This is a genomic window from Ruegeria sp. AA6 (genome assembly GCF_056542865.1).
Genome location: NZ_JBQGAN010000004.1, coordinates 190,816 through 206,398, shown reverse-complemented (window position 1 = coordinate 206,398; position 15,583 = coordinate 190,816). Strand labels below are relative to the sequence as shown.

Genomic DNA, 15,583 nt, shown 5'->3' with positions numbered 1-15,583 from the left:
CGCTCCGACAGCTGAACATCTTCATAGGGGTTTGATACAGATCAGAGTTCCCAACGGCCTTGTTCTGCAAAACCGGATCATCAACAAATCCAAAGGCCATAAAATGACCAAAACACTCGCCGCTTTGACACTCTCTACCGCGCTTGTCGCGCTTGCCGCCCCTGCAATGGCCCAGAATCAAGGTGACTGGACTCTTGGTATCGGTGTCGGCTATCTCGACCCGAAATCCGACAACGGAACCCTCGCTGGGCTGGATGCCGATGTGGATTCCGACACCCGTCCGATCTTCACCGCCGAGTACTTCATCCGTGACAACCTGGGTATCGAACTGCTCGCCGCTACGCCGTTCAGCCATGATGTCACTCTGGGTGGTAGCATCGATGCCGGCAAAGTCGACCAGTTGCCGCCCACATTGTCGTTGAACTATCACTTCCCGACCAACAGCGCGTGGAAGCCTTATGTCGGCGCCGGTATCAACTACACCATCTTCTTTGACGAACAGTCCGATCTGGGCGACCTCGAACTGGACAATTCGGTCGGCATCGCATTCCAGGCCGGTCTGGACTACATGGTTACCGAGAAAGGCGCCGTACGTCTGAACGTGCGCTGGTTTGACATCGATTCCGACGTCAAGCTGGACGGAACCAAGATCGGCACAGCCGAAATCGATCCCTGGCTGGTCGGCGTATCCTACGTCCATCGCTTCTGATCCCTTTCAAAGCACGCCCCGCCACCACTTGGCGGGGTGTATTTTCTCAGACCATTTCGTTCATTAATTCCCGCCCGATCAGCATCCGGCGGATTTCGCTGGTGCCAGCGCCGATCTCCATCAGCTTGGCGTCTCGGAAAATCCGACTGACTGCAGAATCTGACAAAAACCCAGCCCCGCCCATCGCCTGCACCGCCTGATGCGCCTGCGTCATTGCCTGCTCTGAGGCATAAAGACAGCACGCCGCCGCGTCCTGCCGCGTCACGTCGCCCCGATCGCAAGCCTTGGCAACCTCATACACATAAGCCCGAGCTGAGTTCATCGCTGTGTACATGTCGGCGATTTTGCCCTGCATCAGTTGGAAACTGCCAATAGGTTTGCCGAATTGCTTGCGCTCGGCCAGATAGGGCATGATCTCGTCCAGACAGGCAGCCATGATCCCGGTGCCGATCCCGGCCAGAACGACGCGTTCGTAATCCAGACCGGACATCAGAACTGCGACGCCCTTTCCCTCTTCGCCCAAAACGTTTTCGAAGGGCACTTCGACATCCTCAAAGATCAACTCGGCAGTGTTCGACCCGCGCATCCCCAGCTTGTCGAAATGCGGTGAGGCCGAGAAGCCCTTCATCTCTTTCTCGATCAGAAAAGCCGTAATGCCTTTCGACCCCGCATCTGGATCGGTCTTGGCATAAACAACCAGCGTATCTGCATCTGGGCCATTGGTGATCCAGTACTTGCTGCCGTTCAACCGGTAGTGATCGTTACGCTTTTCCGCTCGCAGCTTCATCGACACTACGTCTGACCCAGCCGAGGCCTCGGACATTGCCAACGCGCCCACATGCTCCCCCGAGATCAGCCGCGGTAAGTACTTCGCCTTTTGCTCATCGGATCCGTTCAGCTTGATCTGGTTAACGCACAGGTTGGAATGCGCCCCGTAGGATAATGAGACAGAGGCTGACGCCCGCGCAACCTCTTCCACGGCGACGGTGTGCGCCAGATATGACATCTCTGCCCCACCATATTCTTCTGGCACCGTGATCCCCAGCAGCCCCAGATCACCCATCTCTTTCCACAACTCGTTGGGAAAGGCGTTGGATTTATCCACTTCGGCCGCCATTGGCTTGACCCGCTCCTGCGCCCAGCGATGCACCACCTCACGCAGGGCATTCACATCCTCACCCAGATCGAACTGCATGGTAGCCGTGAACATATTGCGACCTCCCCGTCGAATTAATGAACATTTGTTCAATAACTAGGTAGCAGCGAATCCTGTGCGGGTCAATGACAAGGCGCACGTAAAGAAAATGCCGCCATTCAGAGGGCGGCACTCTACAGTTATGGCGTGCGCCAAAGGCGCACTCAATTGGATCACGATTGGAATACTGCCCCGACCTCTGACCGGATGATGCGCGCAATCAGACGGCAATCCTCCAGTGAGAATGTCAGTGGTACGCGCATATCCATCACACCAGCAAGAATGCGATCACTGGAAGGTAAAGGTTCGCTATCCGCATAGCGCCAACTGTCATAGCGCGAGGTGAACCCGGTCGGCTCGGCGCCACCGAACCACTTCAACTCGACACCGCGCGCGGCGCATCGGCGAATGACGTCGGCAATCCGCTCAGGCGACCAATCGAGCAGCAGGAACTGGATCGAAGACCCGACATAGGTTTCGTCCTCTGGCCGCTCTACGATTGTCAGGCCGGGGGTGTCCCTCAGCCCGGCCTCGATCTCGTCATAACGCTCATTCCAGCGCTGTACCTGACGATCCAAGTCGCGCAACTGCGGGCGCAGGATGGCCGCGCGCAGGTTGTCCATTCGCCCGGACACATTGGGCGTGGTGTATTTGATTTTTTCAAACACTTCAGAGCCCGGCGCGGCAAGGTGACGTTCATAAAGCATATAGGACCCCGACAGCATCGTGGCTTTGGCCGCCAGTTCCTCGTCATCGGTGATTAGCAACCCACCCTCACCTGAATTGACGTGCTTGTAGGTCTGGCAAGAGTAGCACCCGATCGCCCCCTGACGCCCCGACAGCTGTCCGCGCCACGCGGCCCCCATCGTGTGGGCGCAATCTTCGATCACCGTGACACCGGCGGCATCACACATCTGCATCAGCCGATCCATATCGCACAAGTGCCCGCGCATATGGCTTAGCATCAGCACGCGCGCCCGATCCAACTTGGTTTCCAACTCGTCCAGATCAATCGTCAGGTTTTCGGTCACGCCCACAAAAACCGGCTTTGCCCCGACCGAGGCAATCGCCCCCGGCACCGGCGCAAGTGTAAAGGCATTTGTCAGCACCGGATCGCCGGGCTGCACGCCCACCGCCCGCAATGCGGTCGCCAAAGCGTACCCGCCGGAAGACACTGCCAGGCAGTATTTTGCGCCCATCTGCGCCGCGAATTCCTGCTCGAGCAATGCAGTTTCACCCAATTCGCCGGGCGCCACGTTGTATCGATGTAGGCGACCGTGGCGAAGAACGGCCATAGCGGCCTCAATCGCCTCTTCAGGAATGGGTTCCTGCTGTGTGAAACTGCCAGTGAATGTCTCGGTCATAGACGCGTCCCGGTTCTGCAAGGGGTTCTGGTCAAGAGATCACGCCGCCGCACCGATAAGTCCAGTGACCATTTCCGGCAGATCGTCGAAATGATGCAACAAGGCTTCAGGTTCCAAAGCGGCCATATCATCACCCGACGGACCAAAAGTCACAAGCACCGAGGGCACACCCGCCGCCCGCGCCGTGTTGCGGTCAGTGTCAGAGTCGCCGATCAAAACGCACAGATCCGGATGCCCTCCGGCCCGACGCGCGGCCTCGCGCAGTGGTTCCGGGTCTGGTTTGCGCACCGGCAGCGTGTCCGCCCCGACCAGAGAGGCAAACTGATCGCGGACCCCCATCTGGGTCAGCAACTGATGCGCCAACGCTTCGGGTTTATTGGTACAGATCCCAACGCCATAACCAGCAGCCCGTAGCCCCTCGACCGCTTCAAGCGCGCCGGGATAGAACTGCGTGTGAATATCGATGGCTTGCGAATACGCCTCGAGCAGAGTCGGGTAATAGGCGAGGACGGTCTCTTCATCATATGCTCCGACCCGCTTCAGACCGTGGGTCAACATCATCCGCCCACCGCGCAACGCAACAGCCGCATCCTGCCCGTGAACCAGCACGTCACCATGCCCCATCTGGCGGAAACAGTGGTTCGCAGCGGCCAGAAGATCACCCGATGTATCGGCCAGCGTTCCATCCAGATCAAAGATAACTGTGCGCATCTCGCCTCCTGCTTCGGCGGGTTATTGCCGTGTCGTGTTGCAAACGGCAATCTAGTTTGATCCCAGAACCGCTTGCGCCTTTGCCCTCAGCGGATAAAACGGACCGCAACAAAACACAAAGAGAAATCGTTTTCATGAGCACCGCCCTTGTCATCCTTGCCGCTGGAAAAGGCACCAGGATGAAATCGGATCTTCCCAAGGTTCTGCATCCTATCGCCCATACCCCAATGCTGGTTCACGCCATGCGCGCAGCCGCGAGCCTGTCGCCGGAACGCACTGTGATCGTGGCCGGACACGGGGCCGAAGCCGTCGAAAAAGCCGCAACTGCCGAAGACGAATCCGCAATTGTTGTCCGTCAAGAAGAACAACTGGGCACAGCTCATGCGGTTGCGCAAGCACGCCAAGCGCTGGAAGGCTTCACGGGCAACGTTATCGTCCTGTATGGTGATACACCCTTTATCGAACCCGATACGCTGCAGCGTATGGTCGATGCCCGCGCCTCGCATGATCTGGTGATGCTGGGCTTCGACATCGCCGAGCTTCAGCCGCGTTACGGCCGTCTGATCATGGATGGAGATCGGCTGGTTGAAATCGTAGAATACAAAGACGCCTCCGAGGAGCAACGCGCTATTCGTTTCACCAATAGTGGTCTTCTTGCCTGCGACGCTTCGCTGTTGTTCGACCTGATTGATCAGGTGAGCAACAAAAACGCATCGGGTGAATACTATCTGACCGAAATCGTGGCCATCGCCAATGCACGTGGACTGTCAGCAACGGCTATCAAATGCGTCGAATCCGAAACGCTGGGCGTCGATTCCCGTTCTGATCTGGCGGCAGCAGATGCCGAGTTTCAGGCCCGCGCCCGTGCCGAATTGTTGGACCTGGGCGTCACGCTGATGGCTCCCGATACGGTCTATTTGGCCGCCGATACCATCATCGGGCGTGACACCATGATTGAACCCAACGTTGTCTTCGGACCCGGTGTCACTGTCGAAAGCGGAGCGACAATCCGGGCGTTCTCGCATCTGGAAGGTTGCCATGTCAGTCGCGGCGCAATTGTCGGACCATACGCGCGCCTGCGCCCCGGTGCCGAGCTGGCAGAAAACACCCGCATCGGAAATTTTGTCGAGCTCAAAAATGCCGAGATCGCCGAAGGCGCCAAGGTCAATCACCTCAGCTATATCGGTGACGCTTCGGTGGGTGCCGCGACTAATATCGGCGCGGGCACGATCACTTGTAACTATGACGGCGTAATGAAGCATCGCACCACAATTGGTGAGAAAGTCTTTATTGGCTCAAATACCATGCTGGTGGCCCCTGTTTCGCTGGGCGATGGTGCGATGACTGCAACCGGGACCGTGGTCACACGAGACGTGGAACCCGATGCTCTGGCCGTGGCCCGTGCAAAGCAGGAAAACAAGCCAAACTATGCCCGCAAATTGTTTGAAATGTTGAAGGCGAAGAAGGCTCGCCGCGATAAAGGGAATTAGATCATGTGTGGTATTGTCGGTGTTTTGGGACAACACGAAGCCGCCCCAATTTTGGTTGAAGCCCTTAAGCGGCTGGAATATCGCGGCTATGACAGCGCTGGTATTGCGACGATAGACAAAGGCACGTTGGGACGTCGTAGGGCGGTGGGAAAGCTGGTCAACCTCAGCGATATGCTGGTGCACAACCCTCTGCCCGGCAAATCCGGAATTGGTCACACCCGCTGGGCCACCCATGGCGCCCCCACAGTAACCAACGCCCACCCGCACAAAGCCGGACCTGTGGCCGTTGTTCACAATGGCATCGTTGAGAACTACCGCGAGTTGCGGGCCGAACTTGCACAGCATGGCGTCGATTTCTCAACTGAAACGGATACCGAAACGGTAGCATTGCTGACCGAACACTATCTGAAAACCGGTCTTTCGCCGGTCGAGGCTGCGTTCAAAACCATTGACAGGCTGCACGGCGCCTTTGCATTGGCCTTTCTGTTCGATGGCGAGGATGATCTGATCGTGGCCGCCCGCAAGGGTTCCCCTCTGGCGATTGGGCACGGGGATGGAGAGATGTATGTGGGGTCGGACGCGATTGCGCTGGCCCCTTTGACCGACCGCATCACCTATCTTGAGGAAGGTGACCGGGCCGTACTGACCCGCACGTCACTGGAAATCCGCAACGAAGCCGGAGAGCTTGCCAACCGTGAAACGCGGCAGATCAAACTGGACATGACACGCGCGGACAAGGCAGGCCACAAACATTACATGGCAAAGGAAATTGCCGAACAACCTACAGTCGTGGCCGAAGCAATCCGGTCTTACCTGCCGACAGGCAGCGACCGGATCGCCCTGCCAGAAGAGCTGGATTTTTCCAAGCTGGACCGCCTGACCATGGTGGCTTGCGGAACTGCATTTTATGCTTGCCTGACCGCGAAATACTGGTTCGAGCAACTGGCGCAAATCCCTGTTGAGGTCGATATCGCCAGCGAGTTCCGCTATCGCGAGCCTCCGATCCCAAGCCGCACTGCTGCCTTGTTTGTCAGCCAGTCGGGTGAAACTGCTGACACTCTGGCCGCCCTGCGATACTGCGAAGGCAAAGCGGACAAGATCGTTTCTGTCGTCAATGTCCCCGAAAGTTCGATTGCGCGGGAAAGTGATATCGCCCTGCCAATTCACGCGGGTGTCGAAATCGGGGTGGCCTCGACGAAGGCGTTCACCTGTCAGCTGAGTGTGCTGCTGATGTTGGCGCTCAAGGCTGCTGCTGACCGGGGAACCCTGACCGAGGAAGAACTGGCTGACCACGCGGCAGCGTTGCGCGGTCTGCCATCGATCCTGAATACGGCGCTTGATCAGAACCGCGCTATCAAAAAAGCAGCTCAGCGCTTGTCCGAGGCTCGCGATGTCCTGTTTCTTGGCCGCGGCCTGATGTATCCATTGGCAATGGAAGGCGCCTTGAAGCTCAAGGAAATCAGCTACATCCACGCCGAAGGTTATGCGTCTGGGGAGTTGAAGCACGGTCCCATTGCCTTGATCGACAAGCATATGCCAGTTGTCGTGATGGCCCCGCGCGATGCGGTGTTCGACAAAACCGTGTCGAACATGCAAGAGGTCATGGCGCGCAAAGGCAAGGTTATTCTGGTCTCAGATGACGCCGGTATCGCCGAGGCGAATGATGGCGTCTGGAACACCATTCGTATGCCACATGTGCATACAAACCTTGCGCCCATCCTGTATTCAATACCAGCGCAGTTGCTGGCCTATCACACCGCCGTTGCCAAAGGCACAGATGTGGACCAGCCACGCAACTTGGCGAAGTCCGTCACGGTGGAGTGAAACATGGCCAAGCAATTCCCGGAATTGGACGCTACTCAACAAAAGTTCATCGTAGAACAGCACATGTTTTTCGTTGGCACAGCGGGGCCTGACGGGCGGGTGAATATCTCGCCCAAGGGAATGGATTCGCTGCGCGTTCTAGGACCCAACCGTATTGCTTGGATGAACCTGACCGGCAGCGGCAATGAAACCGCAGGGCATTTGCTGGAAACCAATCGCATGACGCTGATGTGGTGTTCCTTCACCACCCGCCCGATGATCCTGCGTACATACGGGTCAGCCCACACCTTGCATGTGGGTGACAAAGGTTGGGATGAACTTGCCGATTTATTCCCCAACCATCGCAGCGCGCGGCAGATTTATGATCTGCAGATTGATCTGGTCCAGACGTCCTGCGGTTATGCCGTTCCGTTCATGGAGTACCAATCGGATCGCGACACGATGCAGAAATGGGTAGACGGCAAGTCAGACGATGACATCCGCGCCTATTGGGTGGAAAAGAACCACCAGACCATCGACGGCAAGCCAACGCGCACCGCTGATTAGTGCAATGCTGGACACCTATCTCGATCAGATCAAAGCACATGCTGACCCCGAGCGCGCAGGGCAGATGGCCGCCTACCACAAGGTTGAGCGCCCCTATCTGGGCGTCGGCAACCCCGTCCTGAACGATCTGACCAAGGCCTGGCGTCAGGAACTGGACGTACCCTCGCGCGTGGAGCTTGCAGATGCTCTGTGGCAGAGTAACGTCCACGAGGGTCGCTTGGCCGCCGCGAAACTGCTGACGCAGGCGCGCATTCGTCCTGATGAGGCGGTTTGGGAATTGCTGCAAGGCTGGCTGCCCGACTTCGATGCATGGGCCGTGGCCGATCACGCCTGTATGGCGATGCAGAAACGCCTTTCAACCGACCCAACCCGGCTGGACCAAGTGGAAAGCTGGACAACCTCAGACCATATGTGGACCCGCCGCGCGGCTTTGGTCGCCACTCTGCCCTGGACCAAGCAGAACCATCCCAAACCTGATGATCTGGCACGACGAGACCGTATCCTCGAATGGGCCGCTGGCTACGTGCCTGACCGGGACTGGTTCATACAGAAGGCCATCGCCTGGTGGCTGCGTGAACTGTCAAAGCACGACGCCCCAAGGGTGACCGCATTTCTGGGCGCGCATGGCGACGCCATGAAACCCTTTGCCCGCCGCGAAGCCGGAAAATACCTGAAAAATCAGTTCGAATAGACCTCAAGTTCGACCAGTTCGTCGAACGGCAGCAATAACGCCCGCATCGCGTCCAGAGACAACCGGCTGCCCCCGCTCTCTGGTCCCGGCGCGGGCACCAAAGTGATGTAGGCCTGCGCCCCGGTTCTGGGCACGACGACGCGACCGGTGAACTCCGTGTCAACCAACGGAGTTTCCAGCCAGCGACCCGGCGTGGTCGGATCACCCAATGCGGCAATTGTCGTCTTTGCGCCGACCCAACTGGCCGCGGTGGCAGACACAGGTTCCGGCTCGAATACTTCTTCCGTAACAATCTCTTCTTGCTCGGGAGCGGAGTCGCTTCCCCCGAAAACGCGGTCCGTCGTCGACCGAACCGCGTCACACCCCGCAACCAGCGTGCACAAAGCAATAAGCGTATATCTCATGCCGACAGCCTATCCCTCTGTGTGCATCTGTACCAGCGCAAAGGAAAGTTCGCCCTTGTCGCGGGCAGGTCTCGGCTTTACCTATGTCGCATGACCGCTCCTCTTATCGATCCTTTCGCGCGTGCGATTACCTATCTCCGCGTCTCCGTCACGGACCGCTGCGATTTCCGCTGTGTTTACTGCATGTCGGAAGACATGAAGTTCTTGCCCAAGAAAGACCTGCTGACGCTGGAAGAACTTGACCGCATGTGCTCGACCTTCGTGAAGATGGGGGTTGAAAAGCTGCGTATAACCGGTGGTGAACCACTGGTGCGCCGCAATATCATGACGTTTTTCAACAGCATGACCCGGCATCTGGAAAGCGGAGCGTTAAAAGAGCTGACGCTGACCACCAACGGTTCGCAACTGCATCGCTTTGCCGACGATCTTTATGCCGCAGGTGTGCGTCGAGTAAATATCTCGCTGGATACGCTGGACGAGGACAAGTTCGCCCAGATCACCCGTTGGGGCCGCCTTAAACAAGTTTTGAACGGAATCGACGCGGCACAGAAGGCCGGGCTACGGATCAAGATCAATGCGGTGGCCCTTAAAGGCTTCAACGAGGTTGAGCTGCCCACCATCACGAAATGGTGCGCTGAACGTGATATGGACCTGACCTGGATCGAGGTTATGCCGATGGGCGATATCGGCAACGAGGATCGTTTGGATCAGTACTGGTCGCTGAAAGACGTGCGCAAGGAATACGAAAACCACTATACTGTCACCGATCTGGCCGAGCGAACCGGTGGGCCTGCCCGCTATGTCCGGCTTGAAGACACCGGGCAAAAGATAGGCTTCATTACGCCGCTGTCCCATAATTTCTGCGAAAGCTGCAACCGCGTGCGCCTGACTTGCACCGGCGAGCTTTACATGTGCCTCGGTCAGGAAGATATGGCCGACCTGCGTGCCCCTCTGCGCGATCACCCCGATACCGAGCAACCACTTGAAGAGGCCATCCGCGCGGCGATCAACCTTAAACCCAAGGGCCACGATTTCGACTATTCCCGCCAGGCGGTCGACGGCAAAATGAGCCGTCACATGAGCCATACAGGCGGCTGAAATGCCGGATCAAACTGGTCGACCGACGCTGCTGTATCACCTGTATTGCGGCTTCACTTCGCTTGCGAGCCCTTTGGTCTGGCGCACAGTTCGCAACAAGTTGCAGGCCGCAGATGTACCCAAAAAGCGTCAGCAGGAACGCCTGGGTCACGCCAGCCTTCCCCGCCCAGACGGGCGGCTTGTTTGGTTCCACGCCGCCAGCGTAGGTGAAACCCTTTCGGTCATCAGCCTGATCAAACGGCTGGGTGAACGTCTGCCGCAAGCCGAGTTTCTGATCACCTCCGGCACGCCCACCTCAGCGGCGCTGATCGAAAAACGTATGCCGCCGCGATCTCGTCACCAATACCCGCCACTGGATACTGCTGGTCCCGTGCGACGCTTTCTGGACCACTGGCAACCGGATGCAGGTATCTTCGTCGAAAGCGAGATCTGGCCCCGCCTGATCGTCGAAAGCGCCACCCGAGGGGTTCCTCTGGCGCTGCTGAATGCCCGCCTGTCGGATAAATCCGTCGAAGGCTGGAAAAAACGCCCGCATACGGCTCAGTTTATTCTGGACCATTTCCGTCTGTTCCTGACCCAGAACGACAAAACCGCCCAAAACCTAATCACGATTGGCGCATCCGCTGACCGAGTGCAACCGGGTACGAATCTGAAGGCGATGTCTGAACCCTTGCCTGTGGATCAGGCCACCCTTTCGGACATCTGCACACAGATCGGGGACCGCCCCGTATGGATCGCCAGCTCGACCCATGCAGGCGAAGAAGAAACGGTTCTGGCCGCCCATGCCAAATTGCTCGAACTCTGGCCTGATCTGCTTTTGCTCCTGATCCCGCGCCACCCGGAACGTCGCGACGAGGTGTCCTCGCTGATAACAAAGGCCGGGCAAACTGCGGCGGTTCGTTCGAATGGCGATCAAATCACCGACCAAACGCAGGTCTATATTGCCGACACATTGGGTGAAACCGGCACATGGTACGCGCTCTGCCCCATCGTGTTCCTAGGGGGATCACTAATAGAAATCGGCGGCCACAACCCGTTTGAACCGGCTCAAGCCGGTGCTGCGGTCATAACCGGCCCGGGCTACTTCAACTTCGCCGAAACCTTCGCGCCATTGATCGAAACCGGTGGAGCGCGACAAGTTCAAACCGCCCCCGAACTGGCAGATGCTGTCGCAGCCTGGCGAACCGATCAATCCGCGTTGGATACGGCACGCGCCGCAGCGAAATCCTGCGTCAACATCCAGCAATCGGCACTGGATACGATCGTCGAAACGCTTTGCACCGAACTCAGCTTGGCGCACAGGGATCCATCTTCATCTGGCTAAAAATACCTCGGGGGTGCGGGGGCAGAGCCCCCGCCCTGTCCACTAAGCCGCAGGCATCCGTTGTTCAACAATCTCAGCCCACCAGCTGCACCCGGCCGGAATGGCCTCATCGTTGAAATTGTATTCAGGATGATGCACCGCCGCCGTATCGCCATTGCCAACCAGAATATACGCCCCGGGCCGTTCTTCGAGCATAAAGGCAAAGTCCTCGCCCCCCATAATCAAGGGCGCTTCGTCACAGCTTCCTGCCACTGACCGCGCAACATCTGCGGCAAAATCGGTCTGCTCATCGCTGTTCACCATCACCGGATAGCCTCGGTAATAGGTCACCTCAACAGCACCGCCAAATGTCGCGGCAACGCCATTGCAGATCTCTTTGATACGCTTTTCCGCCAGATCCCGCATCTCTGTGCTCATCGTGCGGACAGTGCCTTTGAGTTGCACAGTCTGCGGGATCACGTTGAATGCCGTCGATGAGGTTTCAAAAGACGTCACCGAAACCACGACCTGATCTACAGGATCAGCGTTGCGCGCAGCCACCGTTTGCAACGCAAGAACCGCCTGCGCCGCCATCACGGTCGTATCCACCGTTTCATGCGGTTTGGCCGCGTGACCACCTTTGCCCTCGAACGAGATGTCGAACTGATCAGTCGCCGCAAAAAACGCGCCGGGACGAATGGCAAAGCTGCCCACGGGACGACCGGGCCAGTTGTGCATGCCATACACTTCCTGAATCCCCCATCGCTCCATCATGCCGTCTTCGCACATCTCACGGCCGCCGCCGCCTCCCTCTTCTGCGGGTTGGAAGATCACTACAACCGTGCCGTCGAAGTTCCGCGTTTCCGAAAGGTATTTTGCCGCCCCTAACAGCATCGCCGTGTGCCCGTCATGACCACAGGCATGCATCGCACCGTCTGTCTTCGAGGCATAGTCCAGCCCCGTCGCTTCGTGGATCGGCAGCGCGTCCATATCCGCCCGCAGGCCGATCACCTTACCGCCGGTATCCTCCTTGCCCTTGATCACCCCGACAACCCCGGTACGACCAATGCCGGTCACAACCTCATCGCAGCCGAACTCCTTCAGTTTTTCCGCGACCAAAGCGCTGGTGCGATGGGTTTCAAACAGAATTTCGGGGTTTTCGTGAATGTCACGCCGCCACTCAGTGATTTCACCCTGCAACTCGGCAAAACGGTTTTTGATCGGCATAGTTTTCTCCCATCTTATTCTCTTGGCCGGGGGGCTGCCCCCAAGACATGGTAGTACGTTTAGTTCAAAGGGGCGGGCCTAAGCGCGCCAGACAGCACGACGATCAGGACGGCCAAAGGCAGCAAAGCAGCGAACGCCAATCTCAATGTAAGCATCTCGGCGAGAAACCCAATAAGCGGCGGACCAATCAGCAGCCCTCCGTAGCCCAGTGTCGCCACGCTGGCGATGGCCTGACCGGGCGGCACATGCGGATCACTGGCTGCCCGACTGAAGGCAAGCGGCATGATCACCGCATAGCCGACACCCATCATGGCAAAACCCGCCAGCGCCAGTCCCGCTTCGGCAGCCGAAACCACTGTGAACACACCCAATGCCGCGCATATTCCCCCGAACCGAGCTGTCGCAACGGGGCCAAACCGAGCAATGACAAAGCCGCCCGCCAGACGGAACGCCACCATTGTCACAGAAAACACCGCATATCCCAGCGCGGCAACGCTTTCAGCGGCGCCGGTCACATCACGCAGGAAGATCGCGCTCCAATCCGCAACCGCCCCTTCCCCAAGCGCGCCACAAAGCGCCGTAAACCCAACTAGGATCAGCGCGCCGGACGGCAGGGCAAACACGGCACCACCCTTGGAAGCGGCTGTGCGCGAGGTCCATTGCACCCACGACAAGGCAAGCGCCAAGGCCACCACGACGCCTCCGGCCAGCAAAAAGTGCTGCATTACCGTCAGACCTATCTGTACCGCCCCAAACCCGCTGAGCGCGCCCAAACCGGCCCCGAGGCTCCACATCGCGTGGAACGAGGACATGACAGGCTTGTCATAGGCCTGCTCGACCTCAGCAGCCCAAGCGTTCATGGCAACGTCCATTGACCCGTGAAAGGCGCCGAATACGAACAGGAAAGCCGCCAATGCCCAAAACCCGTCGGCCACGGCCAACAATATCAGAGATAGCGTGTAGAGCACGGCGATGACCCGTGTAATTGTCACCGCTCCGAAACGGTCAGTCAGCCGCCCTGTGACCGGGAAAGAACAGACTGCCCCCGCTGCCATGAACAGCAGCCCATAGCCCAAAGCTTCGTGCGACAGGTCCAACCTATCCCGCACCGCTGGAATGCGCGATGCCCAGATGCCGAACAACGCACCATTCAGGATGAACATGGCAGAAACGGCCCGCCAAGCAGCCAACAATCCAATCACCGGGAATCCTTCGCAGAATGCGTCAAACGCTTCTGTTCTACTGCCTGCACACCAATTGGCAAATGCTGATCATTCCAGCCGCTTGCGGATTTGGCGGATTGCAAACCAAACCAACAGGACAACTGGGATTGTCACAGCAGCAGTCAGCATGCCTTTGCTGATCCCGGCCTTTGTCAGCGGATAAAGAAGATAGCTGACCAGCGAGACGGCGTAGTAGCTGATTGCAACCACTGACAACCCCTCGACCGTATGTTGCAAGCGCAGGGCCAGATCGGCGCGACGATCCATGCTTTCCAGCAACGCCTGATTCTGCGCACTGCGCTCCACATCTACGCGCGTCCGCAACAATTCCCCGGCGCGAATGGCCCGGTCAGATAGTGCCTGCAGACGGCGCTCGGTCGATTTCACAGTGCGAATGGCCGGGTCATAGCGGCGCATCATGAAATCCGCAAAACTCTGACCGCCCTGAAACCGTTCTTCGCGCAAGACCTCAATCCTCTGGTTTACGATAGCCTCATAAGCCCCTGTCGCGCCAAAGCGAAAAGAACATTGGGCCGAGAGGGTCTCAAGCTCGGTTGAGGTAGACAACAAATCGGGCAGCAGCTCGTCCGGGTGGGCCGAGTTGTCGGTCATCTGCCCCATCAGTTCGGTCAGTTTGCCGTCCAGCTCACCAATCCTGGGGGTCAGTTGCTTGACACGGGCAAAGCCCAGCATCGACATGGCCTTGTATGTTTCGATCTCGCACAGACGTTGGATAATGCGCCCTGTCCTGCGCCGCCCGGTGCCCTCTGAGACAAACAGCGCGAACCGCATATGCCCGGCAGGGTCAATGCGAAAATCGCTGGCGCAAACCGCAGAATCGTCCAGCACACGGGCCACTGCAAGGCTTTCAGGCTCGAACCAATTCAGCAAAGACGCTTTAACTGCATCATCCTCCTGACGCTCGACCACACGGATCATGGCCGAGGTGATCCGCTGCCCCGGGCTGGACATCAGCCAATCGGGTGGGAAAACCTCAAAATCAGCCGGGTTGAAGGGTCGGTCGCTGACGTTTTGCGTGATCGCGGTATAGGCGACGAATTCAGTATGCTGTTCCCATTTCAGCCAATGCCGCCCGATCTGACCAGCGTAATGAGTGGCATTAGGTTGCGGATGCTGCGCCCCGTGGCGATCCAGCAAGTCGATCAGATGCGCCAAATCCTCTCCCCGATCCCGCGCCACAGCAGCCACAGGCTTTTTGATCGCCAGAAAAACCACTGTGCAAGGCGTCGTTGCAACCGGGAACGGGCGCGCGTGCAGTTCATTGGCCAGCGCGTAGCGCAGCGGGTGGTCGTCGATGGGCGTCATAAAGGGCTCCGTTTGGTCCGGGGCACTATACGACACAACGGCCATACATCAATTCGCATTTTATTTCATACACTTACAGGGATACAACGGTATACATGTCCGCTATCTTATTGATTTGGTTGCCACAGCTCGATGGGATTGCCTTCGGGATCGTGAATGCGGGCAAATTTCCCGACTTCACTGTCCCATTCAGCGCGGGTTTCAACCTGAATCCCGGCGGCTTCCAGCTGTACGGTCAGGGCCGCCAGATCATCAACACGGAAGTTGATCATCCACTGTTGATCTGCGCGCCCAAAGTATTCAGTCTCTCGTTCAAATGGCGCAAAGACCGTGTACCCTTCGCGCTGCTTCCAAGGAACGGGGTCATAGTGATTAACGCCCAGATGTTCCTCGTACCAAGCGCTTAATGCTTCGGGGTTTCGAGCGCGGAAGAACACGCCACCTATGCCGTTTACTTTCTCCATCGGTCACC

The 15,583-nt window shown here is 58.0% G+C and carries 15 protein-coding genes; 7 read left to right on the top strand and 8 right to left on the bottom strand.

Annotated features, from left to right (window positions below; translation table 11 throughout):
• The first annotated feature begins 103 nt into the window (after positions 1–103).
• Entirely contained in the window at positions 104–709 is a 606-nt protein-coding gene (locus ACR0LN_RS08265; protein ID WP_480428992.1) for an OmpW/AlkL family protein, read from the top strand.
• 46 nt (positions 710–755) lie between these two features.
• Here the strand turns inward: ACR0LN_RS08265 and ACR0LN_RS08260 are convergent, their stop codons facing one another.
• The 3 genes from ACR0LN_RS08260 to ACR0LN_RS08250 form a co-directional block, all read right to left on the bottom strand.
• Entirely contained in the window at positions 756–1,919 is a 1,164-nt protein-coding gene (locus ACR0LN_RS08260; RefSeq protein ID WP_480428990.1) for an isovaleryl-CoA dehydrogenase, read from the bottom strand.
• A 158-nt stretch (positions 1,920–2,077) separates the two neighbouring features.
• Positions 2,078–3,268 carry a DegT/DnrJ/EryC1/StrS family aminotransferase gene (locus ACR0LN_RS08255; RefSeq protein ID WP_480428989.1) on the bottom strand — a complete coding sequence of 397 codons (1,191 nt, stop codon included), beginning with the start codon at positions 3,266–3,268 and terminating at the stop codon, positions 2,078–2,080.
• 39 nt (positions 3,269–3,307) lie between these two features.
• Positions 3,308–3,979, bottom strand: a complete 672-nt coding sequence (locus ACR0LN_RS08250) for an HAD-IA family hydrolase (protein WP_480428988.1) — start codon at positions 3,977–3,979, stop codon at positions 3,308–3,310.
• Between the two features lie 134 nt (positions 3,980–4,113).
• Here ACR0LN_RS08250 and glmU point away from each other — a divergent pair, with 134 nt between their 5' ends.
• The 4 genes from glmU to ACR0LN_RS08230 are packed head-to-tail and all read left to right on the top strand — an operon-like array spanning position 4,114 to position 8,530.
• Positions 4,114–5,469 carry a bifunctional UDP-N-acetylglucosamine diphosphorylase/glucosamine-1-phosphate N-acetyltransferase GlmU gene (gene glmU, locus ACR0LN_RS08245; protein WP_480428987.1) on the top strand — a complete coding sequence of 452 codons (1,356 nt, stop codon included), beginning with the start codon at positions 4,114–4,116 and terminating at the stop codon, positions 5,467–5,469.
• Between the two features lie 3 nt (positions 5,470–5,472).
• A complete protein-coding gene (gene glmS / locus ACR0LN_RS08240) occupies positions 5,473–7,293 on the top strand; it encodes a glutamine--fructose-6-phosphate transaminase (isomerizing) (RefSeq protein ID WP_480428986.1) in 1,821 nt (606 codons plus the stop codon).
• A gap of 3 nt (positions 7,294–7,296) precedes the next feature.
• Positions 7,297–7,839 (top strand): pyridoxamine 5'-phosphate oxidase family protein, encoded by a 543-nt coding sequence (locus ACR0LN_RS08235; protein WP_480428985.1) that lies wholly within the window; start codon positions 7,297–7,299, stop codon positions 7,837–7,839.
• Positions 7,840–7,843: 4 nt separating this feature from the next.
• Positions 7,844–8,530, top strand: a complete 687-nt coding sequence (locus ACR0LN_RS08230) for a DNA alkylation repair protein (RefSeq protein ID WP_480428984.1) — start codon at positions 7,844–7,846, stop codon at positions 8,528–8,530.
• Here ACR0LN_RS08230 and ACR0LN_RS08225 read toward each other — a convergent pair.
• Complete coding sequence (locus ACR0LN_RS08225; protein WP_480428983.1) at positions 8,518–8,934, bottom strand: hypothetical protein; 417 nt, start codon at positions 8,932–8,934, stop codon at positions 8,518–8,520. The genes ACR0LN_RS08230 and ACR0LN_RS08225 overlap by 13 nt on opposite strands.
• A gap of 90 nt (positions 8,935–9,024) precedes the next feature.
• On the opposite strand from ACR0LN_RS08225, the gene moaA reads away from it, so the two are divergent.
• Both moaA and ACR0LN_RS08215 read left to right on the top strand, forming a co-directional pair.
• A complete protein-coding gene (moaA, locus tag ACR0LN_RS08220; RefSeq protein ID WP_480428982.1) occupies positions 9,025–10,032 on the top strand; it encodes a GTP 3',8-cyclase MoaA in 1,008 nt (335 codons plus the stop codon).
• Position 10,033: 1 nt separating this feature from the next.
• Positions 10,034–11,356, top strand: coding sequence for a 3-deoxy-D-manno-octulosonic acid transferase (locus ACR0LN_RS08215; RefSeq protein ID WP_480428981.1), 1,323 nt, complete (start codon positions 10,034–10,036; stop codon positions 11,354–11,356).
• A 42-nt stretch (positions 11,357–11,398) separates the two neighbouring features.
• Here ACR0LN_RS08215 and ACR0LN_RS08210 read toward each other — a convergent pair whose 3' ends face one another.
• From ACR0LN_RS08210 to ACR0LN_RS08195, 4 genes are all read right to left on the bottom strand, one after another.
• Entirely contained in the window at positions 11,399–12,562 is a 1,164-nt protein-coding gene (locus ACR0LN_RS08210) for a M20 aminoacylase family protein (protein WP_480428980.1), read from the bottom strand.
• A 59-nt stretch (positions 12,563–12,621) separates the two neighbouring features.
• Positions 12,622–13,764 carry an MFS transporter gene (locus tag ACR0LN_RS08205; protein ID WP_480428979.1) on the bottom strand — a complete coding sequence of 381 codons (1,143 nt, stop codon included), beginning with the start codon at positions 13,762–13,764 and terminating at the stop codon, positions 12,622–12,624.
• A 69-nt stretch (positions 13,765–13,833) separates the two neighbouring features.
• The gene (locus ACR0LN_RS08200; protein WP_480428978.1) at positions 13,834–15,111 is read right to left on the bottom strand and encodes a DUF3422 family protein; all 1,278 of its coding nucleotides are present in this window, start codon (positions 15,109–15,111) and stop codon (positions 13,834–13,836) included.
• Positions 15,112–15,218: 107 nt separating this feature from the next.
• Positions 15,219–15,575 carry a VOC family protein gene (locus ACR0LN_RS08195; protein ID WP_480428977.1) on the bottom strand — a complete coding sequence of 119 codons (357 nt, stop codon included), beginning with the start codon at positions 15,573–15,575 and terminating at the stop codon, positions 15,219–15,221.
• Between the last annotated feature and the right edge of the window lie 8 nt (positions 15,576–15,583).

Coding starts and splice junctions, on each gene's coding strand:
- ACR0LN_RS08265 (WP_480428992.1), top strand. CDS start 104: ATGACCAAAACACTCGCCGCTTTGACACTCTCTACCGCGCTTGTCGCG.
- ACR0LN_RS08260 (WP_480428990.1), bottom strand. CDS start 1,919: ATGTTCACGGCTACCATGCAGTTCGATCTGGGTGAGGATGTGAATGCC.
- ACR0LN_RS08255 (WP_480428989.1), bottom strand. CDS start 3,268: ATGACCGAGACATTCACTGGCAGTTTCACACAGCAGGAACCCATTCCT.
- ACR0LN_RS08250 (WP_480428988.1), bottom strand. CDS start 3,979: ATGCGCACAGTTATCTTTGATCTGGATGGAACGCTGGCCGATACATCG.
- glmU (WP_480428987.1), top strand. CDS start 4,114: ATGAGCACCGCCCTTGTCATCCTTGCCGCTGGAAAAGGCACCAGGATG.
- glmS (WP_480428986.1), top strand. CDS start 5,473: ATGTGTGGTATTGTCGGTGTTTTGGGACAACACGAAGCCGCCCCAATT.
- ACR0LN_RS08235 (WP_480428985.1), top strand. CDS start 7,297: ATGGCCAAGCAATTCCCGGAATTGGACGCTACTCAACAAAAGTTCATC.
- ACR0LN_RS08230 (WP_480428984.1), top strand. CDS start 7,844: ATGCTGGACACCTATCTCGATCAGATCAAAGCACATGCTGACCCCGAG.
- ACR0LN_RS08225 (WP_480428983.1), bottom strand. CDS start 8,934: ATGAGATATACGCTTATTGCTTTGTGCACGCTGGTTGCGGGGTGTGAC.
- moaA (WP_480428982.1), top strand. CDS start 9,025: ATGACCGCTCCTCTTATCGATCCTTTCGCGCGTGCGATTACCTATCTC.
- ACR0LN_RS08215 (WP_480428981.1), top strand. CDS start 10,034: ATGCCGGATCAAACTGGTCGACCGACGCTGCTGTATCACCTGTATTGC.
- ACR0LN_RS08210 (WP_480428980.1), bottom strand. CDS start 12,562: ATGCCGATCAAAAACCGTTTTGCCGAGTTGCAGGGTGAAATCACTGAG.
- ACR0LN_RS08200 (WP_480428978.1), bottom strand. CDS start 15,111: ATGACGCCCATCGACGACCACCCGCTGCGCTACGCGCTGGCCAATGAA.
- ACR0LN_RS08195 (WP_480428977.1), bottom strand. CDS start 15,575: ATGGAGAAAGTAAACGGCATAGGTGGCGTGTTCTTCCGCGCTCGAAAC.